We start from the raw sequence: 25,983 nt of genomic DNA on the forward strand, positions 1-25,983 counted from the left end.
AAGAAATAAGAGCAGAATGGGTGTACGCGGCGCTTACCGCACACCGCACCAGACGCGGTCAGGCCTGTGAAGTCAAAGGAGACGAGTCATGGCCAACGTCTCGCCCACCAGAGGTGACATAACCAGCCACCCTGATGCAACCGAAATGCGGGATCGCTACGCCCGCATGCTCGGCGGTCGCGATGTGGCGCTCGTGGACGGACCGGTGTTCCTGCTCGGTCTGTACTGCGCTGTATCCCCCTGGATAGTCCACTACACGAACAGCCAGCCCGATCTCGTGCCCCACAACCTCGTCATCGGCATCGCGATCGGCCTGCTGGCTCTCGGATTCACCCGCGCTCCGGAACGCATGTACGGCCTGAGCTGGGCCTTCTGCGCGCTCGGCGTGTGGATGATCATCTCGCCGTGGGTCGTCGGCGACAGCCCCGATGCCGGCGTCGTGTGGAACAACATCATCATCGGCGCCCTGGCCGTGATCCTCGGGCTGATATGCGCCGGTACGGCGGCGAGGAGCGCCCCGAGGCCATAGACACCGCAAGGAAGGAACGGGTATCCGGCCGGTCCGCGTCACGCGGACCGGCCTTCCGCTGCCCTCTCAGTGGCCGGGCACCGACCAGGGCTCCTGCGGCAGCGGGCTGCCGGTCTCCAGGAGCGACTTGAGGTTGGACAGCACCGCCGGCCAGCCGGAGGAGACGTCGGCCAGCTCGCCCTCGTCGGCGAGGTCCTCGTGGGTGACGGTGAGCTTGACGATGTCGGCGTGCGGCTGGATGTCGAAGGTGACCCGGGAGTGGGTGTCCTCCTGCCCCTCCTTCTCGGGATCGCCCCAGCTGGTGATCAGGCGGCGCGGGCGGTCGCTCTCGACGACCTTGCCGACGACGTCGGCGATGCCCGAGCCATCCGTGCGGACATGGGCCCAGCGGGAGCCGGGCTGCCAGTCGGACTCGTTGCGGTGGCCCCAGTAGGCGCCGGTCAGGTCGGCGTCGGTGAGGGCGTCCCAGACCTTCTCGGGCGTGCTTTCGATGTAGATGACGTACACATAGCTCGGCTTGTCGGCCATGGCTTCCTCGGCTCGTCGCTTCAGGGCGCCGAGCGCACGCAGGCGCGGGCGCTCGAATTTGTCGATCCACCGCTCCTGGATCTCATGGAGCGGGACCGGGTTGAGGTAGTGCAGCTTCTCCCGCCCCCGTCGCACCGTGCCGATCAGGTTCGCGGCCTCCAGGACGGCCAGATGCTGAGTCACCGACTGGCGCCTCATGTCGATGCGCTCGCACAGCTCGCCGAGCGTGAGCCCGTTGTCCTCGTGCAGCCGGTCCAGCAGCCGCCTGCGCGTGTCATCGGCCAGCGCCTTGAAGACCCGGTCCATCGCCGGGTCGCTGTCTGATCGCACACTCAAAGTTATGCAGGCGAATACCTGCATGTCAACCGGGCGAAGGTCCTCACGACCGGCAAGCACCGCCGCGGAGGGGCGACACACTCGCCGAGCTGACGTCGTCGTGGGTCGACCAGGACCCGGCACCGGACCGACGCCGACCCCGGACACCACGCCCCAGGCTTCGTGACGCCGGCGCGGACTGTCTCCGCCTCCAGGGGGCACTTGCTCAGCAACGGGGGTCTCGACAAAGAGGGGCGGAAATGGAGATCTCGGGCATCATCAGTGCCATTGTCATCGGCATCATCATTGGTGTCCTGGGGCGGCTGGTCGTCCCGGGTCGCCAGCGCATGGGAATCCTGTGGACGATCCTCGTCGGCATCGCGGCCGCACTGCTCGGTTCGGCGATCGCGAACGCGTTCGACGTGGCCGACACGGACGGCGTCGACTGGATCGAGTGGCTCATCCAGATCGGCCTGGCAGCGGTCGGCGTGGCCGCGATGGACCGGACGAAGGTCCGCCGCTGAGGGTCGGACCCAGGCAGGGAAAACAGTGCCGGGACGCGGCTGCTTCCTTCAGGCTGCCGTAGCCGCGTCCCACGCAACGACATGCTCCGGTACATCCACGGCAGAGGGCGGACACGGCCGCCGGCGACTCGCGCCTCACAGGCTCGCGAGCCACTCCCGGTACCAGGTCACCGTGGCGTCCACCGTCTCCTCGATCGGTGCCGGAGCCGCACCGAAGGCCTGCTCGAAGGCGGAGGAGTCCATGATCTGGGGCTCGGTGTGCTGGTAGAACATCTCCGCGTACTCGGCCATGAACTCCTCGTCGAACGGGCCGAAGGGGCGGGGCTCGTCGACCGTCACGATGTTCAGCGGGCGGCCCACCCGCTGCTCGATCATGGTGAGGATCTCGCGGGTGCTGACCGCCGGCGCCGTCGGCAGGTGCCAGACACGGCCGTCGCCCTCGGGGCGCTCGCCGAGGGTCGCGAGGCCCGCGGCCACATCGGCGATGCTCGTGTAACTGTGCGGCAGGTCGATGTCTCCGAGCCCGGGGACCTCACCGCCGGTGAGCGCCGCGGGGAACACCGCTCCGCCGAGGGTGGAGCTGATCACACCGGGTCCGACGAAGTCGGCGGATCGCCCGAGGACGACCCTGGCCCGGCCCTCGCGGTGCGCGGCGAGGTACTTCTCGTCGAGTTCGGCACGCATCCGGCCCTTACGGGTCGTCGCCTTCCACGGGGTGGCCTCGGTCATCACCGCTCCCCCGGTCTCGCCGTACGGATACAGCGTGTCGAGTACGACCAGCCGCGCACCGGAGGCTTCCACGGCACCGAGGACGGCGTCCTGGACGCGGGGCATCACCTCGACCTGGAGGTGATAGCCGACGTTGACGCAGTGGTACACGACGGCGGCACCGGCCATGGCCTCGCGCGCACCCTCGGCCGTGCCGACGTCGGCGGCGTATCGCTCGACTCCCTCGATCGCGGGTCCGTCGCCCTTGCGGTCGACGAGACGCACGGAGTGGCCGCGGCGTACCAGTTCGCGGGCGACCGCGGTTCCGGCAGGGCCGGAGCCGAGGACGGTGTGCAGGGCGCGGGGCTCCTGAGTGCCAGACATGATTGACCTCTTCATCGTGATTCACCATCGCTTCCGTTAGATACTGTAACTCTTTCGATTACCCATCACAAGAGTGGGTCACTCGGACCTTCGTTAAGGTGTGTCGCGACATCGAGAAGGGAGTCGGCCGTGGCCGGGAGCACACAGAGCCCGAGGGCGCGTTATCGCGAGCAGACGCGGGCGGAGATCAAGGAGATCGCGCTCCGGCAGCTGGCCGAGGGCGGCACGGGGGCCGTGGCGCTGACGCGGATCGCCAAGGAGGTGGGGCTGTCGGGACCTGCCCTCTACCGCTACTTCGACAGCCGGGACGCGCTGCTCACCGACCTGATCCGGGACGCGTACACCGATCTGGCCGCCGCCGTCACCCAGGCCGCGGACGCACTGCCCGCGACCACCTCACCGCGGGAGCGGCTACGGGCCCTGGCGACGGCGTGCCGGAACTGGGCGGTCGCGCAGCCGCACCGCTATCTGCTGATCCAGGGCACGCCCGTCCCCGGGTACACCGCGCCCCCGGAGACGGTCGACAGCGCGCGGGCGGTGCTCGGGCCGTTCCTGCCCGCCTTCGAAGGGGCCGAGCCGTCGTCGGCCGTACGACCCGTGGTGACGCAGATGAAAGCCTGGGCCGACACGGACACACCGGTATCGGAATGGGTACGCCTGAATGCGCCCGCCGTCGACCAGGGGACCGCCCTGGCCGGTGCCGTGCTCGCCTGGTCGCACATGCACGGGGTGGTCGGCCTCGAGGTGTCAGGTCAGTTCGACGGCATGGGTCATGACGGAGGCACCCTGCTCACGGCCCAAATGGACTCGCTGGCGGACACGTTCGGCCTGACCTGACCGCCCGACCTGACCGCCGAGGCGCTCTACGGCACGTAGACGTACGGCGTCGTGGTGCTCAGCGGCTGGAAGCCCAGACGTTCGAGGATCGGGCGGCTCTGACTCATGGCGTCGACCTGGAGATACCGGTAGCCACGGTCCACGGCGGCCCGCGCCCGGTGGGCGACGAGTGCACGGTAGATGCCACGGCCGCGCCACTCCTCGACGGTGCCGCCGCCCCACAGCCCCGCGAACCGAGTGCCGGGCACCATCTCCATCCGGGCCGCGCTCACCGGCGTGTCACCGGCGAGGGCGACGACGGCGACGATCGAGTCGGGGTCGTCCGTGAGCCGGGCGAGCAACTGGTGCCGCATCCGGGAGCCGTCCGTGCCGAAGGCCTTCTCATGCACGTCCGCCACGAGGTCGACGCCGACCCGGTCGGTCACGGGAAGGATGCGGATGCCCTCGGGCGGCTCGGCGTCGAGGGTCAGATCGGCGACCTCGCCGATCATCAGGGTCTCCTCCGGCTGAGCCGTGAACCCGGCGTCTCTGAGCCGCTGCCCCAGGTCGACGGGCAGGTCGTGGCCGTAGAGCTTCCACTCGAACTCGCGGCCGAGGCCGGAGAAGTAGGCGACCTGCTCGGCGATCGCCGCGTCCGCGCTCGCCTCGTCCAGGTCGGACCACACGACGCCGTTCCAGCCCTGCGGCGAGGACACCTGGCGCACCACGCGTCCGGCGCGCTCGACCCGGGCGTCGGGAGTGTCCGGCCGGGCACCCTCACGCATGTCCCGGTCGAACAGGGCGAGCACACCGACATGATCCATGTGCTCACTCCAGCACCGGGGTGCCCTCGTGGCAACCGCTTTACGGCTCCGATACGGCGGACATCCCGCTCACCGCGTCCAGATACGCGCTCAACCGGTCCCGGTTGCGGGCCAGGCAGTCGATCCGGGCCTGGATGCGGTCGATGTGGCCGCGCAGCAGCGCGGCGGTCTCGGCGGTGAGACAGGCGGAGGGCAGCAGGATCTCGTCGGGTCCGGAGAGGTACGGCAGGATCGCGCGGATCATCTCCGTGGTCAGGCCCGAGTCCAGCAGCCCGCGGATCTGCTGTACGTCCTGGACGGCCGGTTCGCCGTAGTCGCGGTAGCCGTTCTCGGTGCGCTCGGGGTGCAGAAGGTCCTGCTCCTCGTAGTACCGCAGCAGTCGCGTGGGGACGCCTGTGCGGCGGGACAACTCGCCGATCCTCATGGGCTCCCTCCAGAGACCGCCCTTGCCTTCACACTGATGTGAAGGTCCGAGCATGGTCGCATGTCCACCGCATCCCTGGTCAAGGGCACAGTCGTGCCCGCGCCCCTGCCATGGTCCGGGCTGCTCGCCCTGTCCACGGCCGCCTTCACCGCCGTCATGACCGAACTGCTCCCGGCGGGACTCCTCCCCCGTATGGCACCGGCGCTGGGAGTCACCGAGGCACACGTCGGATACCTCGTCACCGCCTACGCGCTCGCCTCCTTCGCCGCCGCGATCCCGCTCACCACGCTGCTGCGCGGGCTGCCACGCCGGCCGGTGCTCATGGGCGCGCTCCTCGGCTTCGCGTGCGGCAACGCGGTGGTGGCGCTGTCGTCGTCGTACGCCCTCACATTCGCGGCACGGCTCGTGGCCGGGGCGATGGGCGGCACCCTGTGGGCGATGCTCGTCGGGTACGCGTCCCGGATGGTGCCGGCCGAGCGGCGTGGGCGGGCGATCGCGATCGTGCTCGCCGGGATCACGCTCGCGCTGTCGCTCGGCGTGCCCGCCGGGACGGCGGTGGCCGAGGCGCTCGGCTGGCGCACGGCGTTCGGAGCACTGGCCGGGATCGCGCTGTTGCTGGCGGGATGGGTGCGGTGGCGGGTGCCCGGCTTCCCGGGTGAGGCGCCGGGCGCCCGGCTGCCTCTCGGGCGAGTTGCTGTGCTGCCGGGGATTCCGGCGATCTTGACCGTGACGTTGTGCCTGCTGCTGGGGCACCAGGTGATGTACACATACGTCGGCCCGTTCGCGGCGTACGCCGGGTTCGGCCGGACCGGGCTGGTGCTGCTGGTGTTCGGGGCGGCCACGGTCGCCGGGATCTGGGTCACCGGGCTGCTCGTCGACCGGCGTCTGCGGCCCACGCTGCTGGGCGCGCTCGCCCTGTGTGCGGCGGTGATGCCGGTGCTGGGCCTGGCGGCCGGTGCCCCTGTGGTGCTGCTGGTCTCCGTCGCCTTGTGGGGTGCCGCGTTCGGCGGGGCGCCGACGCTGATCCAGACCGCGCTGGTCGACGCCTCGGGTCCGGCCCGGGCTGATGTAGCCACCGCACTGCAGACGACGGTCTACAACGCGGGCATCGCGGCGGGTTCGCTCACCGGCGGTGTCGTCCTGGAGAACGCGGGCGCCCGGTCCCTGCCCTGGACCGCGCTGCCGCTGATGCTGGCCGCCCTCGCCACGGTGGCGCTCGGCCGACGGCACGCCTTCCCGGCCGCGCGCCGCCGACCATAGGCTTCGGTGTGAAGATCACGTCACGGGAGGGGTCGTACGCCATGGTCGTGAAGGACACCGAGCTGCCGTATCTGCGTCGCTGTGTGGAGCTGGCGGCCGAGGCGCTGGGGGCCGGTGACGAGCCGTTCGGCTCGGTCCTGGTGGACGCGGGCGGTGCGGTGCTCGCCGAGGACCACAACCGGGTGGCCTCCGGCGACCGCACGCGGCACCCCGAGTTCGAGCTGGCGCGCTGGTCCGCGGCGCACATGACCCCTCAGGAGCGGGCCGCCGCCACCGTGTACACCTCCGGCGAGCACTGCCCGATGTGCGCGGCCGCGCACGCCTGGGTGGGCCTCGGCCGCATCGTGTACGTCGCCTCGTCCGAGCAACTCGCCTCATGGCTGGCCGAGTCGGGCGTCCCCGCGCCTCCGGTGCGGACGCTGCCGGTCAACGAGGTGGCGCCCGGCGTGGCGGTGGCCGGACCCGTGCCTGAACTGGCCGAGGAGGTACGGGAGTTGCACCGGCGGTTCCACCGCGGGCGCGGCTGACACGCGGCCCCACCGATCACGGGCCCGGTGGGGCCGTCCGTCACCGGGACGTCCCGGTCAGTGAGCCGCCTTGGCGCGGAAACGCCGGTACAGGACGGCTCCGCCCAGCATCAGAGCGGCGCTGCCCGCAACCGCGGGGAGCGTCCCGTCGGATCCCGTGTCGGCGAGGGCTGCCACGGGGGCCCGTGGAGCGGGCGGGACCGCCTTGGGGGGAGCGTCAGGCGCGGCCGGCCTGGGGGCCGGCCGCGTCGAGGAGCGGTCGGGCCGGTCGCCGGAGGTGTTGACGGACTCGTTGCCGGTGGCCGCGTTGCCGGCGCCGACCACGCTCACGGTGTTGCCGCTGACGTTCACCGGGAGGTGGACCGGGAGCTGGACACCGTTGCCGGACAGCACACCCGGCGAATCCTTTCCGCGGCTCTCCGCGCCGGCTCCGCCGGGCTTGCCGCCCCGCTTCCCGCCCCCGCTCTCGTTGGCGCACTCGTTGCCCACCGTCGGATTGAGGAGCCCCACCACGTTCACGGTGTTCCCGCACACGTTCACCGGCACGTGCACCGGGAGCTGGATGGTGTTGCCGGAGATCAACCCGGGCGAGCCGGCCGCGGCACCCTCGGCCGCGGAGTCGGCGTACGCGGGCACTGTCACTGCCATCGCGCCGGACGCGGCGGCGACGGCGATCACACCGTTTCGGGTAACCCGTCTCATAGGTTCCCTGCCTTCCAGACATGGTCGCGGGCACTCGCCCGCACCGGATAAAACGCAAGCGAACCATCCGAGTTATGGCTTATCGGCCTTTCACCCCATCGAGCGGCAGACTTATCGAACTGGCGGCAAAGCCGCACCATGCGCCGAGGAGCGCACAGGGTAGGGCACTCCACACGATCCCGCCCGCCCGGAGGCGTCGGTTCCGGGGGCCGCCTATCGTGAGCGGAGGCGCCAATTCCGGTCCTCGGCGGGCGCCTCTGGAGGCATGGATGCTGGCCAAGCTGACGACGCGCCTCAAACTCCGGCGCTCCACGCTCACCGGCGCGGTCGGGCTGGCCGTGCTGGCGGCCGGGCTGCCGGCGGTGGCCGTACGTGACACCGAGTCCGACCTGACGCGGTTCTACCGGCAGAAGGTCGTGTGGACGAAGTGCGACAGCAAGTCGATGCCGAAGGACCTCCAGTGCGGCAAGGTCACCGTCCCCCTCGACTATGCGAAGCCGAAGTCGGGCACGCTCGAGCTGGCCCTCGCCCGCTACCGGGCCACCGGCAAGTCGCGCGGCTCGGTGGTGCTGAACTTCGGCGGCCCCGGGATCCCCGGGATCCCCGAACTCGCCTTCGGCGGCGACGACTTCATGGAGCTGACCGACGGCTACGACGTGGTCTCCTTCGACCCGCGCGGCGTCGGCAGATCCTCCCCGGTCAGCTGCGGCGACGGCTCCGACGAGGCCTCGGAGGCGATGGGCACGGGCACGGACCTCACCGACGACCCGCGGGCCGTCCTCAAGCAGTTGAAGGAGGCGGCCGCCCAGTGCGCGAAGCACTCCGGACCCGTGCTTCCCAACATAGGAACCGTGAACGCCTCCCGCGACCTGGACGTCATACGCCAGGCCGTCGGTGACAAGAAGCTCAACTACCTCGGCTTCTCGTACGGCACCCGGCTCGGCGCCGTGTACGCGGCGCAGTTCCCGGACAAGGTCGGCCGGCTGGTGCTCGACGGCGTGGACACGCTCACGGAGCCGCTGACCGAGCAGGCGGTCGTGGGCGCGGAGGGGCAGCAGACCGCGCTGGACGCCTTCGTCGCGTGGTGCGCCGAGGACGACGTCGCCTGTCCGCTCGGGACCGACTCCCGCACCGCCCGGGAACACGTCGTGACCCTCGTCGATTCGCTCGACGAGGATCCGGTGCCGACCGACTTCGGCGACTCCTTCACTGGGCAGGACCTCGTCGCCGCCCTCAGCCAGGCCCTGTACAGCGAGAACATGTGGCCCACGCTGGAACGTGCCATCGCCTCGCTCGTCGAGGACGGCGACGCCCGGGGCCTGCTCGCCCTCACCGGCGGCGGCATGGCACGGGACGACGACGGCGCCCTCGCGGACGAGGAGGACGTCCCCTTCGACAACCTGCCGGCCGCGTTGATGGCGATCAACTGCGCCGACGACCCCGACCGCCCGACGGCCGACTGGATCACGAAGAACCTCGACCGGCTGCGCACCGAGTACGAGGAGGCATCCCCCGTCTTCGGCGAGTACCGCCTCACGGAGGTACTCATGTGTTACGGCCGCCCCAAGGGCACCGACTACATCCGCAAGAAGGTGCGGGACGTCGACACCCCGAAGATGCTCCTCGTGGGCACCCGCGGCGACCCGGCGACGCCGTACTGGTGGACCACGGAGACGGCGAAGCGGCTGGGCTCCTCGGCCGTGGTGCTCGACAACAGGGGCGAGGGCCACACCGGTTACGCCTCCTCGAAGTGCGTGCACAAGAAGGTCGACGACTTCCTGCTCTACGGCTCCCTGCCCGCGAGCGGCAGCTCCTGCGGCTCGGATGACGACGACTGAAGCCCAGGTCAGCGAATCACCCCTGATGTCCGGTTGAGTTACCCCAAGTGCCCGATCGGTGAATCGGGCCTATCGTGCTGATATGGAGCACGCACTCAGCCCCGCGACCCTCACCGAGCTGCGCCGTCCGCGCCCTTATCCGGCGGTGTCCGTGCTGACGCCGACGCACCGCCGTGAGCCGGAGAAGGCCCAGGACCCCGTACGGCTGCGCAATGTCGTGGCCGCGGCCAAGAAGCAGCTGGAGTCCGATCCCGCGGTCAGCCGGGACCGGCGTGCCGACGTCGAACGACAGCTCGACCAGGCCCTCGCCGAGGTCGACCTCACGCATGCCGAGGACGGTCTGGTGATCTTCGCCGCGCCGGGTGAGCACCAGGTGTGGTCGCTCGCCCGTCCGGTGCCCGAGCGGGTGGTGCTGGCCGACACCTTCCTGACCCGGAACCTCGTCTCGGCGCAGGCGGCCGAGCGGCCGTTCTGGGTGCTGTCGGTCTCCACCGACCACGTCACACTGTGGAGCGGCGGCACGGACCGGGTCACCGAGGTCCGCGCCGGCGGTTTCCCGCTGACCCGGTCCTTCGACAACTTCGACGCCGAGCGGCAGGAGCGGATCGGGGATCTGCCGAGCACCTTCCGCGACGAGGGCACCCGCCACTTCCTGCGCGACGCCGACACCGCGATGAGCGCGGTCCTCAAGGACGACGCTCGCCCGCTGTACATCACCGGCGAGCAGGCAGCACTGTCCGCGCTCGACGAGATCGGAACGGTCACCAAGGACGCGGTGCACGTCCCGCACGGCGGCCTCGCGCACGGCACACACGAAGCCGTCTGGCAGGCGGTCCGGCCGATCGTCGCCGCCCAGGACCGCAAGAGCACCGACGAAGTCGCCCGGGAACTCGTATCGGCGCGCGGGCGGCGGGCGTTCGCGGCCGGCCTCGACGAGGTCTGGCAGAACGCCCGCGAGGCACGGGTGCGGCTGCTCGCCGTCGAGGAGAACTACCGGGCGACGGTCCGCGACGACGGCGATCACCTGGTCCCGGCCGAGAGCGGCGACCTCGACGCCCGCGAGGACATCGTGGACGAGATCGTCGAGCAGTGCCTGGAGACCGGCGCCGAGGTCCGCTTCGTACCGGACGGCACGCTGCGGGACGCCCACGGGATCGCGGGCGTACTGCGCTACTGACCGACGCTCCGGCGCCTCCCGCGTCTACCCTTCGCCAGGGGCAGTCGGCGACAAGGGAGTGCGCACGTGGGTGACCTGCTGGGCGTGGCGGTACTGGGTGCCGGGCACATGGGGGCCGACCACATACGTCGGCTCGAGTACGTGGTGAGCGGCGCGCGTGTCGCCGCCGTGGCCGACCCCGACACCGCGCGGGCCAAGGAGGCGGTGGCCGGGATCGACGGGGTCGCCGTGCATGCCGAGACGGCGGCCGCGCTCGATGCGCCCGGGGTCGACGCCGTACTGATCGCCTCGCCCGGCCCGGCACACGAGGAGGCGCTGCTCGCGGCGTTCGCGCGCGGCCTTCCGGTGCTGTGCGAGAAGCCCATGGTGCCGGACTCCACGGGCGCACTCCGCGTCGTGGAGGCGGAGGCACGACTCGGGCGGCGGCTGGCACAGATCGGGTTCATGCGGCGGTACGACGCCGAGTACCGGCAGCTCAAGTCGCTGCTGGACGGCGGGCGGTTGGGGCGTCCACTGATGCTGCACTGCACCCACCGCAATGTGTCCTCCCCGCCCGGCTTCACCTCCGCGATGCTGATCAACAGCTCTGTCTCGCACGAGATCGACGCCGCCCGCTGGCTCCTCGGCCAGGAGCTGACCGCGGTGACCGTGCTGCGTCCACGGTCCTGCGCCGACGCCCCCGAGGGGCTGCTGGACCCGCAGTTCGTGCTCTTCGAGACCGAGCACGGCGCCCTCGTCGACGTGGAGGTCTTCGTCAACTGCGGCTTCGGCTACCAGGTGCGCTGCGAGGCCGTCTGCGAGCGGGGCAGCGCCCGGATCGGCGAGGGGCACACCATGCTCGTCACCGCCGACGGCGGGGCCCGCGAAGAGGTCCCGCAGGACTACCTCGTACGGTTCGCCGATGCCTATGACCGCGAGGTGCAGGCCTGGGTCGACGCCACCCGGCAGGGCCGGGTCACCGGTCCCGCCGCCTGGGACGGCTATGCGGCCTCGGTGGTCGCCGAGGCCGGGATCCGGTCCCTGGAGACCGGCGACCGCACGACCGTGGCCCTCGCCCCACGCCCGCACCTGTACGCCGGCCACTGAGGCTGTCAGACACTCCCGAACAGCGCGCTCAGTCCGCGGTCGACGGCCGCGCCGACGTCCTCCTGCCCCGACGCGACCACGGCGTACGTCCGCAGCAGGAAGCGACGCAGGGCGGGCGTGCGGAACTGGAGCAGCGCCAGCCCGTACGGCGAGTGGAACTCCATGACCGTCCGGTCCAGGCCGCACGGCCAGATGCGCACGTCGCCGCTGCCCGCCGGGCCGCGCAGACCGGCCTCCAGCAGGGCCCGCCCGAAGGTCCAGGTGACGCACTCGCCGTCGAGTGCGGCCTCGGGCGGGAAGTCGATATGCACGGCCAGCGGGTCCGCGGCGGTATAGCGAAGCGTGGCGGAGACAGGAAGTTCCTCCTCCTCGGCGGTGATCAGGAGGGCGCGTGCGGGCTGCTCGAGGCTGATGTCCATGGTCGGTCTCCACTGCGGGTGAGAGGTCGGCCCGTTGTGCCGGTGTCTCTTACGACCCCGCAGAGGCCGTTTGCATTACGGGAAACCCGGAATCAATGGTGTGACCTGCGTCACGTCCGAATGATCGGCCCCATCCATAGAACAAACACGCGTCGAACACGTAACTGAGCGTCGACCCGAACCCGTCGACGACCGGTCAAGTCACGTATCCCGCCTACGACTTGCACCTTCGGCGACGTACTCCATTCGCACCGCACACGCAGGCCGTGAAGACTGTGGCATATGCCAGGAGCACCACCGTATCGTGTGTTGCCGAATCCCTTACAGCGCGTCGCGGGCTGTGCAACAGTCGTAACGGTCCCTCCGTCCGCCTTGGTCGTACCGTCCCCCTCGGAGTGCCTGATGCCGTCCCATCTCTCTGCGGACCGCCCAGCCGCCCAGCCGCCCGGACGCGGCTCGGTCGACGCGCTCATATCGCAGACGCGACGGCTCAAGGGCGACGTGGACGCCGTACGGCGGGACACGCAGAGCGAGGGATCGGATCCGCAGGACCGGTGGCAGCGCGCTCTGTACGACCTGGCACTGCACCAACTCAACGACCTGGACGCCCACTTGGCACAGCTGCGGGAAGGCCCGCCGCCCGTGCCGATGGCACCGGAGCCGGTGTCCGCAGTCCGGGCCGTGCCGCCCGCTCCCCGGCGCGGCTCGCTGCTCAGCCGGGTCGGCAGCGCCGAGTGGAATCTGCTGACGGACGAGGCCAGTTGGTCCGGTGAGCTCTTCCAGATCCTGGGCCGCGACCCCGCCGCTCCCCCGCTCACCCTCGACGAGCTCCCGTCCCTGGTGTTCGACGAGGACCGGCCGAAGCTGACAGCGATGGTCACCGACTGCCTCGTCGACGCGAAGCCGATCGACGGGGAGTTCCGCGTCGTACGCCCGGACGGCGACGTACGGACCGTGCACATGATGGGCGAGCCGGTGCTCGATGCCGACGGCAGCACCGCCTCGATGTGGGCCGTGCTGCGTGACGTCAGCGAACTGCGGCGCAGCCAGCGGGCGGTGAGCGAGACCCGTGACTCGCTGCAACGCCACCGGCAGCATGCGCAGACCGAGCACCGGCTGGCGGTCGAGTTGCAGGAGGCCGTGCTGCCGCCGTGGCGCGGTTCCCTGCGGCTCCCGCACCAGGGCGCCGAGAGCCTGGACCTCGCGGCGCACTACCTCCCCTCGTCGACGAGCGCACTGATCGGCGGGGACTGGTACGACGCGATCCAACTGGCCGACGGCGACACCCTGTTGAGCGTGGGCGACCTGACGGGACACGGTGTCGCCGTGACGTCCGGCATGGCGATGCTGCTCGGCGCGCTGCGCGGGATGGCGATGGCGGGCACCGAGCCCGGCCAGCTGATGTCCTGGCTCAACCAGTTGCTCGACGCCACCGTGCAGCCGGCCCTGGGCAGCGCCGTCTGCTGCCGCTACCGTCCCGCGACCCACACGCTGACGTGGGCGCAAGCAGGACACCCCGCCCCGCTGCTGTTCCGCAACGGGACGGGGCGCTCACTGGACGCGCCGGACGGCGTCCTGCTCGGCGCGACCTCGGGCGCCGCCTACGAGCAGGCCGAAGTGACCCTTGAGGCGGACGACCTGCTGGTGCTGTACACCGACGGGCTGGTGCCCAGGCGCAGCCGGGAGGAGGCGGTGCAGCGGCTCCTCGACCTGGCCCCCCGCTTCCACGAGGCGCGCACCGCACAGGACTGCGTACGGACGGTCGTGGAGGAGTTGGGCGAGTTCGAGCGTGAGGACGACACCTGCGTGCTCATCGCCCGGGTGGCCGACTGAAACCGAACGCCGACTGAACCCGACAGCGGCACGGACCCCCTATGCCCGTGCGCTGTTGCCGCCCTTCGGCTTCGGCAGCGCGAGCTTGATCTCCTCCCGCAGTTCGCTGATCCTCGGATAGCTGGAGTACTCGGCGGTGAGCCGGTACATCTGGCGCAGCCGGTCCCAGGTGCGATGGGAGGAGTTGGAGCCCATCGACATCAGGGCCAACCGCGCGTACCTGTCGGCCTGTTCGGGGTCGTCGGAGATGAAGCAGGCGGAGGCCATGGACAGATAGTCGAAGATCTTCGACCGCTGCCGCCCGTCGACCCGCAGAGCCAGGGCCTTCTCCGCATAGTGCTGGGCGTGCACGGCCGCGCCCGGCTCGTGCTCGGCCAGCGTGCGATAGGCCAGGGCCTGCATGCCGTACAGGTCCTCCTCCTTGAACATCTGCATCCAGCTCGGCGGCGGCACGTCGCCCCGGTCGGAGACGAAGAGGTCCTCCGCCTGTCCGAGGGTGCGGCGCATCGCCTGCCCCTTGCCCATCGACGCCTGTGCCCAGGCCTCGATGGTGTGCAGCATCGCCCGGGTGCGCGGCAGCACCTCTTCGCCGGAGCCGGACTGGGCGAGCTTCATCAGGTCGAGTGCGTCGTCGGGCCGGCCGAGGTGCACCATCTGGCGAGCCGCTCGGGAGAGCGCCTCCCCGGCGCGGGGCCGGTCGCCGCCCTCACGGGCCGCATGGGCGGCGATGACGAAGTACTTCTGGGCCGTGGGCTCCAGGCCGACGTCGTGCGACATCCAGCCCGCGAGAACGGCGAGGTTGGCGGCGACGCCCCACAGGCGCCGCTGGAGGTGATCGGGGTGACGGTAGGCGAGCATGCCGCCCACTTCGTTGAGCTGACCCACGACGGCCTTGCGTTGCAGCCCGCCGCCGCGGGCCGCGTCCCAGGCTCGGAACACCTCGACCGAGCGCTCCAGTTCCTCGATCTCCTGCGACCCGATGGGGGCGGCCTCATAGCGGTCGAACCCGGCGGGGTCGGCGTGCAGGGGATTGTCGAGGTCGGGAGCGTCGGCCGAGAGGGTCGGATCGGTGTGCAGCCAGTCGTGCATGGCGCTGCTGAGTGCTGATCCCGCGGCGAGCGCGGCACCCGCGCCCACCAAGCCGCGTCGGTTGAGCATGAGGTCCATTCCCGTGAATTCGGTGAGGACCGCGGCAGTCCGTTCGGGCGCCCACGGCACACCGTCGGGATGTTCCGCACTCCCGCCGCTCTGCCGTTTCCCCGTACGCCCGTGCCGGACCAGACCGAGGTCCTCGATGGTCACGACACGGCCGAGACGCTCTGTGAACAGGGCCGCCAGCACCCGCGGCACGGGATCGCGCGGGATCTCTCCCATGTCGATCCACCGCCGCACCCGGGAGGTGTCGGTCGACAGCTGGGGGTGGCCCATGGCCGCCGCCTGCCGGTTGACCAGCCTCGCGAGTTCACCTTTGGACCAGCCGGCCAGGCCGAACAGGTCCGCCAGGCGGGTGTTGGGTTCTCCGCTCACGTCAAGCCCCCAGGTTCTCGGCTGAGTTGACAGTAGCCCGGTGAGAGTTGCCGGGCGACTATTCGCCAGGGTTCGCCAGGGCGCGCCAGATGGTGTGCCACTGGGCGACGGGTGTCAGGTAGGAACGCGCCACCCCGACCCGGTTGCCGAGGGACATTCCCCAGGGTGCACCCGAGGGGCCGGGCCGGGTAGCGCATTGTCGTCGCAGGCACACGAAGGGATCTGTTTCGCCCATGTACGCAGCATCGTCCTCCGTGTCCGCCCCGCCCCGGTCGCTGCGCCCCCGCCCTGCGGGCAGCGGCCCCTACCTCGACCCCGCGCGTCCCGCGCCTCCCCGGCTCGGAGCGGGCCGGCCGCCGCGCGCCGCGGGGGTCGGCACCCAACCGCTCAGCGGGAGACTCGACTTGTCCGGCCCTCAGGGCACGCAGCTGCGTACGGCGGTCGCGTCGGTGCATCGCATCTGCCCGGAGTTCGCTCCGGTCCAGGTTCTGCGCCGCAGCGGGCGATCCGTCCTCCTGGTGGGGACGACGGGGCGCAGCACGGCCGTCGCGAAGTGTTTACTGGACCACTCCCCAGCGTGGGCCGAGCGCATCCGGCACGAAATAGCTGCGTACCGCTCGTTCGTCCGGCACCGCCCGCCCGTGCGGGTGCCCCGGCTGATCGCGGCGGACCCGGACAGCTGCACGCTCGTGATCGAGCGGATGCCGGGGCGGGTGGCGGCTCTCCAGCGGCACCCGGCGGAGGCCCCGCCGCGTGCGGACATCAGGGCGGCACTCGGCGCGATCTGCCGGCTGAACGCCTGGCGGCCACCGGCGGGCACCTTCGACGCGCCGCTGGACTATGCGGCGCGCATCGCCCGGTACCACGAGCTGGGTCTGCTCACCGACCGGGACATGGGCGATCTGCAGAAGCTGGTGCACGGCATCGCGCATACGGCGGGACGGCAGGGCATGGGCCAGTTCTGCCACGGCGACGCACTGCTGTCGAACATCCTCCTGTCACCGGCCGGTCCAGTGCTGGTGGACTGGGAGCACGCGGGCTGGTATCTGCCCGGGTACGACCTTGCGACCCTGTGGTCGGTCCTCGGGGACGCACCGGTGGCCCGGCGGCAGATCAGTCAGATCGCGCAGTCGGCGGGACCGGCCTCGCGGGACGCCTTCCTGGTGAACCTGATGCTCGTCCTGACGCGTGAGATCCGTACCTACGAGACGGCCGTGCAGCGTTCGATGCACGACACGACCCCGGCGGCACCGGGAGTGGCCCACCCGGGTGCTGCGCCGTCCGGCGAGGAACAGCGGCTGCTGCTCAGGCGGCTGCACGACGACTGCCAGCTGGCCCGACGGGCCGTACGCGCGGCGGTCGGCACTCGCTGACGGGGACGGAGATCCGCGGTACGCCCGGGACAGCGGCGTACCGCGGATCTTCGTATGCGCGAGATGGCTGTACGACGGGGCGCGCGCCCTTGCACTCCACCGCCACGAAACTCCCTACACCCTACGATTACACGATAAAACGCCTCTCTCTGGGCATGATTGACGGATCGTCGGCAGGCCGGTAGCACAGACGCACACCCGGCCCCGCACGGCTCGTCGCACTCGTCCGTCCCAGGAGGCTGTTTTGCGAGGATCCGCCACCGCTCCCGACCGAGACCGTCGCAGAACCGCCCAGGCAGTCGCAACCGCGGCCCTCATCCTGCCGCTCCTCGGCGCGGCACCGTCCGAGACGTCGGCAGACGGTCTGCAGCAGGCGTTCGCCGCAGCTTCCGCCGAGTACCACGTGCCGCAGAGCGTGCTCCTCGGCGTCTCCTATCTCCAGTCCCGCTGGGACGCGCACGGCGGGGCACCGAGCGTGGCCGGCGGCTACGGCCCGATGCACCTCACCGACGCCCGCACCGCGCTGGCCGAGGCCCCGCTCCACAGCGAGGGCACCGAGGACGCCCGCGGCGACAGCGCCCGCACTCCCCTGCTGCCCAGGACCGAGGTGCCGGCGAGCACCGAACTCCCGGCCCGCCTCACGACGTTGACGAAGGCGGCCGAGCTGACCGGCCTCGCGGCCGAGGAACTGCGCACGGACCCGGCGGCCAACGTGGCGGGCGGTGCGGCACTCCTGGCCGCCGCCCAGAAGGACCTGGGCGAGCCGCTCAGCGACGATCCGGCGGACTGGTACGGGGCGGTGGCCCGCTTCCCGGCCGCCGACGACAGGGCAACGGCGGCGGCGTACGCGAACGACGTGTACGACGTGCTCCGCACCGGCGAGCAGCGCACCACGGACGCCGGGCAGCGGATCACCCTGGCCGCCCGCCCGGGCCTCGCCCCCGAGACCGGGCAGCTGGCCCGGGCGGGGCTGCGGGACGCCTCGGCCGCGGAGACCGAGTGCCCCACGACGGTGTCCTGCGAGTGGATCCCGGCGCCGTACGGGCAGTTCGGCGAGGGCGACTACGGCAACCACGACCTCGGCGACCGGCCCGCGTCCCAGAGCATCGACTACATCGTCATCCACGACACGGAGGGCGCCTGGGAAGGTGTCCTCAACCTGGTGCAGGACCCGACCTATGTGTCGTGGAACTACAGCCTGCGCTCCACCGACGGCCACATCGCCCAGCACCTCAAGGCCAAGGATGTCGGCTGGCATGCCGGGAACTGGTACATCAACTCCAAGTCGATCGGCCTGGAGCACGAGGGCTTCCTGGCGAACCCGGACGCCTGGTACACGGAGGCGATGTACCGGACGTCCGCCCGCCTGGTGAAGTACCTCGCCGCCAAGTACGGCATCCCGCTGGACCGGCAGCACATCCTCGGCCACGACACCGTGCCCGGCCCGACCAGGTCGACGATCCCCGGCATGCACACCGACCCCGGCCCCTACTGGGACTGGCAGCACTACTTCACCCTGCTGGGCCGTCCGTTCGGCACCACCGCGCGAGCCGGCGCGGGCCTGGTGACGATCCTGCCCGACTACGCCAACCACCGGCCCGCCTTCACGGGCTGCACGGCGCAGGGCAAGCCCTGCCCGGCCCACGGCTCCAGCGCGGTCCGGCTGTACTCCCAGCCGGACGAGAACTCCGCCCTGATCAAGGACATCGGTCTGCGTCCGTCGGGGGACGCCTCGACGATCGACGTCAACGACATCGGTTCGCGGGTCTCCACCGGCCAGCAGTACGCGGTCGCGGGCCGGCAGGGCGACTGGACGGCGATCTGGTACCTGGGCCAGAAGGCCTGGTTCAAGAACCCGAAGAAGCAGCCGACGGCGGTGAACGCCTCCGGTGCAGTCGTCACCCCCAGGGCAGGGCTGGCGCAGATTCCCGTGTACGGGCGCGCGTACCCGGAGGCGGGGGCGTATCCGGCGGATGTGCCCACGCAGGCGGTGTCGCCGCTGCCGTACAAACTGCTCGCGGGGCAGAAGTACGTGGTGGGTGACAAGGTGCCGGGCGAGTACTACTACGCGGTCACCTTCGCGACGGACTCGCACAAGGTGATCGTCGGGAAGGATCTCTACTACGAGATCCAGTTCGGCCATCGGGTGGCGTACGTGCGGGCCGCCGACGTGCGCGAAGAGCCGGTCCGGTAGGTCGTCAGCCCTGCTGGAACAGCTCCGCGGGCAGCGGTTTCAGCAGGGCGTACAGGTCGTCGGTGATGGGGCGGTCCCAGGCGGCGATGGTGACCAGGACCTTGTCGCTGCGGTCGAACTGCACGCAGGAGATCCGGCTCTCGGAGAGCTTGAGACGGCGCACGATCAGCAGGTTGTCGCCCTGCATGACGGGCACGTCCTCGGCGCCGACGACGGTGACGTCCTCCTCGTTCTCCAGCGCGAGCAGCAGCTGGGCCACCTCGAAGGGGATCTCGTCCTCGGCGACCTCACGAGCCGGTGAGCCCTCCGGCAGATTGCCGATGATCATCGCCGGGCCACGGCCGCCGAACAGGTCGTAGCGCAGGAAGACGCCCTGGCAGGTGCCGTCGGGAGCGGGCAGCAGGCCCGCGCCCAGGTTTCCGGGCCAGTCGCCCGGGTCCATGGCCAGTACGTCGAAGTCGGGCCCGGCGGGGGTGGCGCTGCGGCGGCGGAGGAACGACATGCGGCCAATGGTACGTGGCCGAGGGGCCGCATATCGATACAGCCCCGCGCCCCTTACGTGGGTCGACGTTCACGTTGGCTTCAGAGCTACTGCCAGTCCGGTGGTGTCCGTGCCTGTCTTTCGGCAGTCCGCCGACGGCAGGCGCCGCCGGCGGAGGCGAGCAGGGCAGGTCGAGTGGTTCAGCGCCGTCCGCAGGCAGACCGGCGAGTTCGGCCAACGCCTCGTCGACGGCGGCGAGTTCGCTGTCGCGTTCGAAGAGGGTCCTGCTGCCCGTGAGCGGGCACGTACGCCTCGCGCAGCCCGTACAACCCTGTCCGACCGCTACTGACCGACCTTGTCCGCGGCCTTCTTGTGCCGGTCGTGATGGCGGGCCACGCGGGCCCGGTTGCCGCAGGACGGCTTGCACCACTCCTGCCGCGGATGCTCCTTGAGGAAGTACCGCACACAGCGCGGCGCATGGCAGGCGCGCAGCCGCTCCCGGTCCGGTCCGGCGAGGAACGCGATCGCGGCCTGCGCGAGCACGGCCACCAGCTCGCCCTCTCCGTCCACTGCCTGCCGGTGTACGACGGGCTCGGCGCCCTCGGCCCAGCGCAGCACCGGGGTGGTCGGCATCCGTGCGGCTGACGCGTTGAGGCGCTCGACGGCCTCCGGCACGGACAGCAGACGGGCCGCGTCGGCAGGGCTCGGTGCGCCGGGACGCACGGCGCGGGCGAAGAGCGCGCGGACGGCGGCGCGCAGATCGCGTACGGCGGTGAGGGCGGCGGCGTCGGCGACGTAGCCGTCGGGCCGCGTGCCGGGGTGGGCCCGCACCCACGCGGTGAGGCCGGCGGGCTCGGTGAGGTCGTCGGCGACCGAGCCGTTTCCGTCGTGCCGGATGGTGAGGGCGAGGTCCAGGGCCAGCCTGCTGAGCGAGTCCTCCATGGGGCTAATGATAGGCATGGCCTCATCCATTAATTCGGCCGGAGCCTCACTCCTCGCCCGGCGTCGGTGGCACCACCGCGATCGGGCTCGCCGCGTGCAGCAGGACGGCCTGGGTGACGGAGCCCATCGTGCGGGCGGGGGCGAGCAGACGGCGTCGGTGGCGGCCGACGACGACCAGCTCGGCGTCCTTGGACGAGGCGACGAGGTGGCCGGCCGCGTCGCCCGGCGCCACATACGGCTCGGCGTGGACGTCGGGGTGCCGTTTGCGGTGCGGGGCGAGGAAGCCCTCGGCGAGGACGCGGGTCTCGTTCTCGACGGCGTCCTGGTCGATCACGGGCGGGACGAGTTCGCCGGGCGTCGCCCAGGTCTGCACGGGCCACGGATAGGCGGCGACCACCTGGAGGCGGGCGCCACGCAGGGCGGCCTCGGTGAAGGCGAAGTCGAGCGTCGCCTCGTCGGGGCTGTCGGCGTGCAGGCCGACGACGACACGCGGGCCCGGTCCGGCCAAAGCGCCGTCATGGACCTCGCGGCCGGGCCGGGGAACCACGACGACCGGGCATTCGGCGTCGCGGGCGGCGGCCATGCCGTTGGAGCCGAGCAGCAGACTGGCGAAGCCGCCGCGGCCCCGGGAGCCGAGCACCAACAGCTGGGCAGCGGAGCCCAGTTCGGGCAACACCGCACTCGGGGCGCCCTCCAGCGCCACGTACTCGGCAGTGGTCCGGTCGGCGACATACGCACGGATCTGGTCGAGCACGGGATCGACGTCCGGATCCGGCGGCCCGGCCGCCAGGACGTCGGGCTGGGTCCACACGGCGTACTGCCGCACATGGACCACCCGCAACGGTGCCTCGCGGCGCCGGGCGGCGTCCAGGGCCCAGTCCAGGGCGCGCAGACTGTCGTCCGAGCCGTCGACCGCGGCGATGACCGGCAGGGTGCTCATGGTTCCCTCACCTCCGGAGTGCGACCTGCACGTCCTGGGACCAGCCTCGCTCAGGCATCGGCCCCGGAGGGTGCTCAGGGTCGCGTGTCCGGAAAAACGGGCGGAACACCCAGGGCTCGGTCCCGCCCGCCCCGGCTCAGGTGAGGTCGAACTCGCCCTCCCGCGCACCCGACACGAACGCACCCCACTCCGCCGGCGTGAAGATCAAGGAAGGGCTCTCCGGGCGACCGCTGTTGCGCATGGCGATGAAGCCCTCGACAAAGGCGATCTGTACGTCCCCCAGCCCGCGGCTGCTGGAGTGCCACTCGGCGTTGCTGAGGTCCAGCTCCGGCTTGTCCCAGCCCGTGAGCGGGTGGTCCTGGATGGTGCTCTCGGCCACGTCCGTGCTCCTCCCGATTCGTCGTCCGCGGGCCAGCCTAGCGATCGGTTCCGAGTGCCAACAGGCCACGTGAGGGGGACCTTTCAGGAGTCGGGCGGGCGCGACCCCACGAGCCACATGGAGAAGAACTGGGATCCGCCGCCGTAGGCGTGCCCGAGCACCCTGCGAGCCCCCTCCACCTGGTGCTCACCGGCCTGTCCGCGCACCTGGAGGGCCGCCTCCGCGAAGCGGATCATGCCGGAGGCGCCGATGGGATTGGTCGACAGGACGCCGCCCGACATATTGACCGGAAGATCCCCGTCCAGTTCGGTCACCCCGGACTCGGTGAGCTTCCAGCCCTCGCCCTCGGCGGCGAAGCCGAGGTTCTCCAGCCACATGGGCTCGTACCAGGAGAACGGCACGTACATCTCGACGGCGTCGATGTCCCGGCGCGGGTCGGCGATGCCGGCCTGCCGGTAGACATCGGCCGCGCAGTCCTTGCCGGCCTGCGGTGACACCGCGTCCTTGCCCGCGAAAAGCGTCGGTTCGCTGCGCATGGCGCCGCCGTGCATCCAGGCGGGCGGCCGGGGCGCGCGGGCCGCCCCCGCGCGGTCGGTGAGGATCATGGCGCAGGCGCCGTCCGAGGACGGACAGGTCTCCGAGTAGCGGATCGGGTCCCACAGCATGGGCGAGGCCTGGACCTTCTCCAGGGTGATGTCGTGCTCGTGCAGATGCGCGTACGGGTTCTTCAGCGCGTTGCGCCGGTCCTTGTACGCCACGAGCGAGCCGACGGTGTCGGGCGCGCCGCTGCGCCGCATGTACGCGCGCACGTGCGGCGCGAAGAACCCGCCCGCGCCGGCCAGCAGCGGCTGCTGGAAGGGGATGGGCAGCGACAGGCCCCACATCGCGTTCGACTCGGACTGCTTCTCGAAGGCCAGGGTCAGGACGGTGCCGTGCACCCGGGCGGCGACGAGGTTGGCCGCGACCAGCGCCGTGGACCCGCCGACCGACCCCGCGGTGTGCACGCGCAGCATGGGCTTGCCCACGGCGCCGAGCGCGTCGGCGAGGTACAGCTCCGGCATCATGACGCCCTCGAAGAAGTCGGGCGCCTTGCCGATCACGACGGCGTCGACGTCGGCCCACCTCAGCTCTGCGTCGTCGAGCGCCCGCTGCGCCGCCTCCCGCACGAGGCCCGCGATCGACACGTCCCGGCGTGCCGCCACGTGCTTGGTCTGGCCGATGCCTACGACGGCCACGGGCTCCTTGCTCATCGGGGATCCCCTTCGAGTACGGCGACCAGGTTCTGTTGCAGACAGGGGCCGGACGTGGCGTGGGCGAGGGCCCGGTCGGACTCCCCGCGGTGGATGCGGGCCGCGGCCTCGCCGATCCGGATCAACCCGGCGGCCATGATCGGGTTGGCGGCCAGGGCGCCGCCGGACGGGTTCACGCGGACGCTGTCGTCGAGGCGGAGCGCCTTGCGCAGGACGACCTCCTGTGAGGTGAAGGGTGCGTGCAGCTCGGCGGTGTCGACGGGGCGTTCGAAGGCGCCCGCCTTCTCGGCGGCCAGGCGGGTGGACGGGGAGTCGGTCAGGTCGCGGACGCCGAGTCCGTGTGCCTCGATGCGGTGGTCGGTGCCGCGGATCCAGGCGGGCCTCTCGCACAGCTCCCGGGCCCGGTCTCCGGCCGCGAGGATCACGGCGGCGGCGCCGTCGCCGATGGGCGGGCAGTCGCCGGTGCGCAGGGGCCGTACGAGATAGTCCCCGTGCGGTATCGAACCCCTCAGCTGCGCATGGGAGTTGTCGGCGGCGTCCCTTCGGCTGCGGGCGGCGACCCCGGCCAGCGCGGGCTCGTCGGTGTGGCCCGCGTCGATGAGCGCCTGCGCCTGGAGCGCGGCCAGGGCCACGGAGTCGGGCCACAGGGGCGCGACGTAGTACGGGTCGAGTTGCCGGGTCAGGACGTCGCGGACGGAGCCGGGCGAGGACTTGCCGTACGCGTAGACGAGCGCGGTGTCCGCGTCCCCGGTGAGGAGTTTCGTCCACGCCTCGTACAGCGCCCAGGCACCGTCCATTTCGACGTGCGACTCGGAGATCGGAGGCCAGGCTCCGACGCCGTCGAGGGCGAGGGTGAAGGAGAAGGCACGGCCGGCGAGGTAGTCGCTGGATCCGGAGCAGGTGAAGCCGATGTCGGCGGTCTTCAGACCGGTCCGGTCGAGCACCTGGTGCAGGACCGGCATGAGCATCTCCACCTCGGAGTGCTCGTCGCTGGTGCGCCGGTGGTCGGTCTGGGCGAAGGCGACCAGTGCTATGTCACGCATCACAGGAGCTCCCTGTAAGTGTCGTAGTCCGCGTCGGCCTCGCCGGTCGGCCGGTAGTGATCAGGGAAGCGGGCGCCTTCGGTCCACACCGGTTCCACCCGCAGGCCCATGCGCACCTGGTCGTAGGGGATGCCACCGATCCGGCCGTGCAGCGCGAGGTCGGCGCCGTCGAGGGCGATGTGGGCATAGACGTACGGCACCTCGATGTCGAGGTTCTTGGCCTTGATGTTGACGATGCAGAACGTGGTCACTGTGCCGCCCGGCCCCACCTCGACCTGTTCCAATGTGGCCACGCCACATCTGGGGCACGCACCCCTCGGCGGGACGTACACCTTGCGGCAGCTGGGGCAGCGCTCGCCGACGTTGCGGCGTTCGGACAGGGCGTTGATGTAGGCGGACTGGGCCCGGCCGGGTGAGTAGGTGTAGTCGAGGCGGGCGGGGGCGACGATGCCCGTGACCGTGTCCTCGAACTCGCCGGTGTGGCCCGCTGGTTCAGCCGAACTGCCGTCGTACGGCTCGAAGCAGGCGATGTCCGTGATGGCGCCGGTACGTTCCTCGGCCCAGCGGACCCGGACGCGCATACCGGTGTGCACGGCGTCGGGGCCGGGGGCGTCGAGGGCGTGCAGGAGGGCCGTGTCCGCGCCGTCGAGGCGGACGAGGGCCCAGGCGAAGGGGGTGTCGAGGGGCTGGCCGCGGCGGGGGGCGTGGTTCCAGGCCCAGGTGGTGACGGTGCCGGTGGGGGCGACCTCGACCAGGTCGCGGATCTCCTCGGCGGTGACGGGGTCGTACTCGACGGGCGGTACGAGCGTGCGGCCGTCGGTCGTCCTCACGCCGAGGACGACGCGTTCGCGCAGACCGGTGAGGAAGGCACTCTGGACGGGGCCGAGGGAGCGGGTGAAGGGGAATTCAACAGTCAGCGGGGCCTTGAGAACTTCGGGCATCGGGGCAGGGCCTCCTTCGGAGGTCGGATGCGTGGAGCGCCCCGAAAGGGGCGCGGGGAACTGCGCGACCAGCCACAGACGGCCCGCAGCTGCGAACCGGCCCAAGCCAGCGCAGCGCCTACGCACGCTTGTAGTGCGGCGGTCGCTTCTCCGCGAAGGCGCGGGCGCCCTCCTTGGCGTCGGCGGTGTCGAAGATCGGCCAGCCGCGCTTGAGTTCGGCGGCGAGCCCGTCGGCCTCGGTCATCTCGGCGGTCTCGTACACCGATGCCTTGACGGCCTCGACGGCCAGCGGGCCGCAGGCGTTGATCTGTTCGGCGATCTCCAGGGCCTTGGTGAGGGCCGTGCCGTCCGGTACGACGTGCCCGATCAGGCCGATGCCGGCGGCCTCCCGGGCGCTGTAGGGGCGGCCGGTGAGCAGCATCTCCAGGGCGTGCGTGCGCGGGATCTGGCGTTGCAGCCGGACCGTCGACCCGCCGATCGGGAACAGCCCGCGCTTGACCTCGAAGAGCCCGAAGGTCGCCGACTCGCCCGCGACGCGGATGTCGGTGCCCTGGAGGATCTCGGTGCCGCCCGCGACGCAGTGGCCCTCCACGGCGGCGATCACCGGTTTGCGGGGGCGGTGATGCCGCAGCATCGCCTTCCAGTGCAGGTCGGGGTCGGCCTGCAGCCGGTCCCGGTACTGCTGCCCCTCCATTCCTTTCCCTGCCAGGGCCTTGAGGTCCATGCCCGCGCAGAACGCGCCGCCCGCGCCGGTCAGCACGATCGAGCGGACCTCGTCGTCCTCGTCGGCCGCGATCCAGCCGTCGTACAGGCCGACGAGCATCGGCAGCGAGAGCGCGTTCTTGGCCTCGGGCCTGTTGAGCGTGAGCACCAGTGTGGCGCCTTCCCGCCGGATGGCGAGGTGTTCCGTCCCACCCATCGACCGTCTCCCCTCTCACAGAACGAGAACAGGTTGCAGGAGGCGGGGAAGCACTTCAAGAGTTTTCTGACAGTCAGTCAGATTTATTGTGCGCGGGCCC

General features: G+C 71.1%; 27 protein-coding genes. 12 read left to right on the forward strand and 15 right to left on the reverse strand.

Translation table 11 applies throughout. From position 1 onward, the window contains the following. Positions 1-88: 88 nt before the first annotated feature. The gene (locus QQY66_RS03230; RefSeq protein ID WP_301977484.1) at positions 89-529 is read left to right on the forward strand and encodes an SPW repeat protein; all 441 of its coding nucleotides are present in this window, start codon (positions 89-91) and stop codon (positions 527-529) included. 66 nt (positions 530-595) lie between these two features. On the opposite strand, the gene QQY66_RS03235 is transcribed toward QQY66_RS03230, so the two are convergent. Next, positions 596-1,363, reverse strand: coding sequence for a metalloregulator ArsR/SmtB family transcription factor (locus tag QQY66_RS03235; protein WP_301987136.1), 768 nt, complete (start codon positions 1,361-1,363; stop codon positions 596-598). Between the two features lie 269 nt (positions 1,364-1,632). Here QQY66_RS03235 and QQY66_RS03240 point away from each other — a divergent pair, with 269 nt between their 5' ends. Next, complete coding sequence (locus QQY66_RS03240) at positions 1,633-1,896, forward strand: GlsB/YeaQ/YmgE family stress response membrane protein (protein ID WP_301977486.1); 264 nt, start codon at positions 1,633-1,635, stop codon at positions 1,894-1,896. 135 nt (positions 1,897-2,031) lie between these two features. Here QQY66_RS03240 and QQY66_RS03245 read toward each other — a convergent pair whose 3' ends face one another. Further along, positions 2,032-2,988 (reverse strand): NAD-dependent epimerase/dehydratase family protein, encoded by a 957-nt coding sequence (locus QQY66_RS03245; protein ID WP_301977487.1) that lies wholly within the window; start codon positions 2,986-2,988, stop codon positions 2,032-2,034. A gap of 129 nt (positions 2,989-3,117) precedes the next feature. Between QQY66_RS03245 and QQY66_RS03250 the strand changes: the two genes are divergently transcribed. After that, a complete protein-coding gene (locus tag QQY66_RS03250; RefSeq protein WP_301977488.1) occupies positions 3,118-3,825 on the forward strand; it encodes a TetR/AcrR family transcriptional regulator in 708 nt (235 codons plus the stop codon). A gap of 26 nt (positions 3,826-3,851) precedes the next feature. Here the strand turns inward: QQY66_RS03250 and QQY66_RS03255 are convergent, their stop codons facing one another. Both QQY66_RS03255 and QQY66_RS03260 read right to left on the reverse strand, forming a co-directional pair. After that, positions 3,852-4,628 carry a GNAT family N-acetyltransferase gene (locus QQY66_RS03255; RefSeq protein ID WP_301977489.1) on the reverse strand — a complete coding sequence of 259 codons (777 nt, stop codon included), beginning with the start codon at positions 4,626-4,628 and terminating at the stop codon, positions 3,852-3,854. 40 nt (positions 4,629-4,668) lie between these two features. Then, on the reverse strand, positions 4,669-5,052 hold the full coding sequence (locus QQY66_RS03260) for a MerR family transcriptional regulator (protein ID WP_301977490.1): 384 nt from the start codon (positions 5,050-5,052) through the stop codon (positions 4,669-4,671). 60 nt (positions 5,053-5,112) lie between these two features. Here QQY66_RS03260 and QQY66_RS03265 point away from each other — a divergent pair, with 60 nt between their 5' ends. Together QQY66_RS03265 and QQY66_RS03270 are read left to right on the forward strand one after the other, a co-directional pair. Then, entirely contained in the window at positions 5,113-6,312 is a 1,200-nt protein-coding gene (locus QQY66_RS03265; protein WP_301977491.1) for an MFS transporter, read from the forward strand. 41 nt (positions 6,313-6,353) lie between these two features. Further along, complete coding sequence (locus QQY66_RS03270; protein WP_301987137.1) at positions 6,354-6,839, forward strand: nucleoside deaminase; 486 nt, start codon at positions 6,354-6,356, stop codon at positions 6,837-6,839. Positions 6,840-6,896: 57 nt separating this feature from the next. Here the strand turns inward: QQY66_RS03270 and QQY66_RS03275 are convergent, their stop codons facing one another. After that, entirely contained in the window at positions 6,897-7,541 is a 645-nt protein-coding gene (locus QQY66_RS03275) for a chaplin (RefSeq protein ID WP_301977492.1), read from the reverse strand. 269 nt (positions 7,542-7,810) lie between these two features. On the opposite strand from QQY66_RS03275, the gene QQY66_RS03280 reads away from it, so the two are divergent. From QQY66_RS03280 to QQY66_RS03290, 3 genes are all read left to right on the forward strand, one after another. Beyond that, complete coding sequence (locus QQY66_RS03280) at positions 7,811-9,379, forward strand: alpha/beta hydrolase (protein WP_301977493.1); 1,569 nt, start codon at positions 7,811-7,813, stop codon at positions 9,377-9,379. 82 nt (positions 9,380-9,461) lie between these two features. Continuing rightward, entirely contained in the window at positions 9,462-10,556 is a 1,095-nt protein-coding gene (locus QQY66_RS03285; RefSeq protein WP_301977494.1) for a chemotaxis protein, read from the forward strand. 66 nt (positions 10,557-10,622) lie between these two features. After that, positions 10,623-11,642: a Gfo/Idh/MocA family protein gene (locus QQY66_RS03290; protein ID WP_301977495.1), complete on the forward strand. Its 1,020-nt coding sequence runs from the start codon at positions 10,623-10,625 to the stop codon at positions 11,640-11,642. A gap of 5 nt (positions 11,643-11,647) precedes the next feature. Here QQY66_RS03290 and QQY66_RS03295 read toward each other — a convergent pair whose 3' ends face one another. Further along, positions 11,648-12,061: an SsgA family sporulation/cell division regulator gene (locus QQY66_RS03295; RefSeq protein ID WP_301977496.1), complete on the reverse strand. Its 414-nt coding sequence runs from the start codon at positions 12,059-12,061 to the stop codon at positions 11,648-11,650. 402 nt (positions 12,062-12,463) lie between these two features. Here QQY66_RS03295 and QQY66_RS03300 point away from each other — a divergent pair, with 402 nt between their 5' ends. Beyond that, a complete protein-coding gene (locus QQY66_RS03300) occupies positions 12,464-13,894 on the forward strand; it encodes a PP2C family protein-serine/threonine phosphatase (protein WP_301977497.1) in 1,431 nt (476 codons plus the stop codon). Between the two features lie 39 nt (positions 13,895-13,933). Here the strand turns inward: QQY66_RS03300 and QQY66_RS03305 are convergent, their stop codons facing one another. Continuing rightward, positions 13,934-15,421: a hypothetical protein gene (locus QQY66_RS03305; RefSeq protein WP_301977498.1), complete on the reverse strand. Its 1,488-nt coding sequence runs from the start codon at positions 15,419-15,421 to the stop codon at positions 13,934-13,936. 233 nt (positions 15,422-15,654) lie between these two features. On the opposite strand from QQY66_RS03305, the gene QQY66_RS03310 reads away from it, so the two are divergent. Together QQY66_RS03310 and QQY66_RS03315 are read left to right on the forward strand one after the other, a co-directional pair. Next, on the forward strand, positions 15,655-16,794 hold the full coding sequence (locus QQY66_RS03310) for an aminoglycoside phosphotransferase family protein (RefSeq protein ID WP_301977499.1): 1,140 nt from the start codon (positions 15,655-15,657) through the stop codon (positions 16,792-16,794). A 244-nt stretch (positions 16,795-17,038) separates the two neighbouring features. After that, entirely contained in the window at positions 17,039-18,988 is a 1,950-nt protein-coding gene (locus QQY66_RS03315; protein WP_301977500.1) for an N-acetylmuramoyl-L-alanine amidase, read from the forward strand. Between the two features lie 4 nt (positions 18,989-18,992). Here the strand turns inward: QQY66_RS03315 and QQY66_RS03320 are convergent, their stop codons facing one another. Next, positions 18,993-19,490: a hypothetical protein gene (locus tag QQY66_RS03320; protein ID WP_301977501.1), complete on the reverse strand. Its 498-nt coding sequence runs from the start codon at positions 19,488-19,490 to the stop codon at positions 18,993-18,995. Between the two features lie 109 nt (positions 19,491-19,599). Between QQY66_RS03320 and QQY66_RS03325 the strand changes: the two genes are divergently transcribed. Then, positions 19,600-19,818, forward strand: a complete 219-nt coding sequence (locus tag QQY66_RS03325; RefSeq protein ID WP_301977502.1) for a hypothetical protein — start codon at positions 19,600-19,602, stop codon at positions 19,816-19,818. Here QQY66_RS03325 and QQY66_RS03330 read toward each other — a convergent pair. From QQY66_RS03330 to QQY66_RS03360, 7 genes are all read right to left on the reverse strand, one after another. Next, the gene (locus QQY66_RS03330; protein ID WP_301977503.1) at positions 19,812-20,411 is read right to left on the reverse strand and encodes an ABATE domain-containing protein; all 600 of its coding nucleotides are present in this window, start codon (positions 20,409-20,411) and stop codon (positions 19,812-19,814) included. The two genes, QQY66_RS03325 and QQY66_RS03330, sit on opposite strands and share 7 nt — an antisense overlap. Positions 20,412-20,457: 46 nt before the next feature. Further along, positions 20,458-21,351: a universal stress protein gene (locus QQY66_RS03335; protein WP_301977504.1), complete on the reverse strand. Its 894-nt coding sequence runs from the start codon at positions 21,349-21,351 to the stop codon at positions 20,458-20,460. Between the two features lie 136 nt (positions 21,352-21,487). Then, the gene (locus QQY66_RS03340) at positions 21,488-21,730 is read right to left on the reverse strand and encodes a DUF397 domain-containing protein (RefSeq protein ID WP_155059979.1); all 243 of its coding nucleotides are present in this window, start codon (positions 21,728-21,730) and stop codon (positions 21,488-21,490) included. A gap of 83 nt (positions 21,731-21,813) precedes the next feature. Further along, positions 21,814-22,980 (reverse strand): thiolase domain-containing protein, encoded by a 1,167-nt coding sequence (locus QQY66_RS03345; RefSeq protein ID WP_301977505.1) that lies wholly within the window; start codon positions 22,978-22,980, stop codon positions 21,814-21,816. Beyond that, positions 22,977-24,023, reverse strand: a complete 1,047-nt coding sequence (locus QQY66_RS03350) for a thiolase domain-containing protein (protein WP_301977506.1) — start codon at positions 24,021-24,023, stop codon at positions 22,977-22,979. Before QQY66_RS03350 ends, QQY66_RS03345 begins: the two co-directional genes overlap by 4 nt. Beyond that, positions 24,023-24,964, reverse strand: a complete 942-nt coding sequence (locus QQY66_RS03355; protein ID WP_301977507.1) for a Zn-ribbon domain-containing OB-fold protein — start codon at positions 24,962-24,964, stop codon at positions 24,023-24,025. The genes QQY66_RS03350 and QQY66_RS03355 overlap by 1 nt, the downstream gene beginning before the upstream one ends. 118 nt (positions 24,965-25,082) lie before the next feature. Beyond that, positions 25,083-25,883, reverse strand: a complete 801-nt coding sequence (locus QQY66_RS03360) for a crotonase/enoyl-CoA hydratase family protein (RefSeq protein WP_301977508.1) — start codon at positions 25,881-25,883, stop codon at positions 25,083-25,085. Positions 25,884-25,983: the final 100 nt, after the last annotated feature.

It is taken from the genome of Streptomyces sp. DG2A-72, assembly GCF_030499575.1.
Classification (GTDB): domain Bacteria; phylum Actinomycetota; class Actinomycetes; order Streptomycetales; family Streptomycetaceae; genus Streptomyces.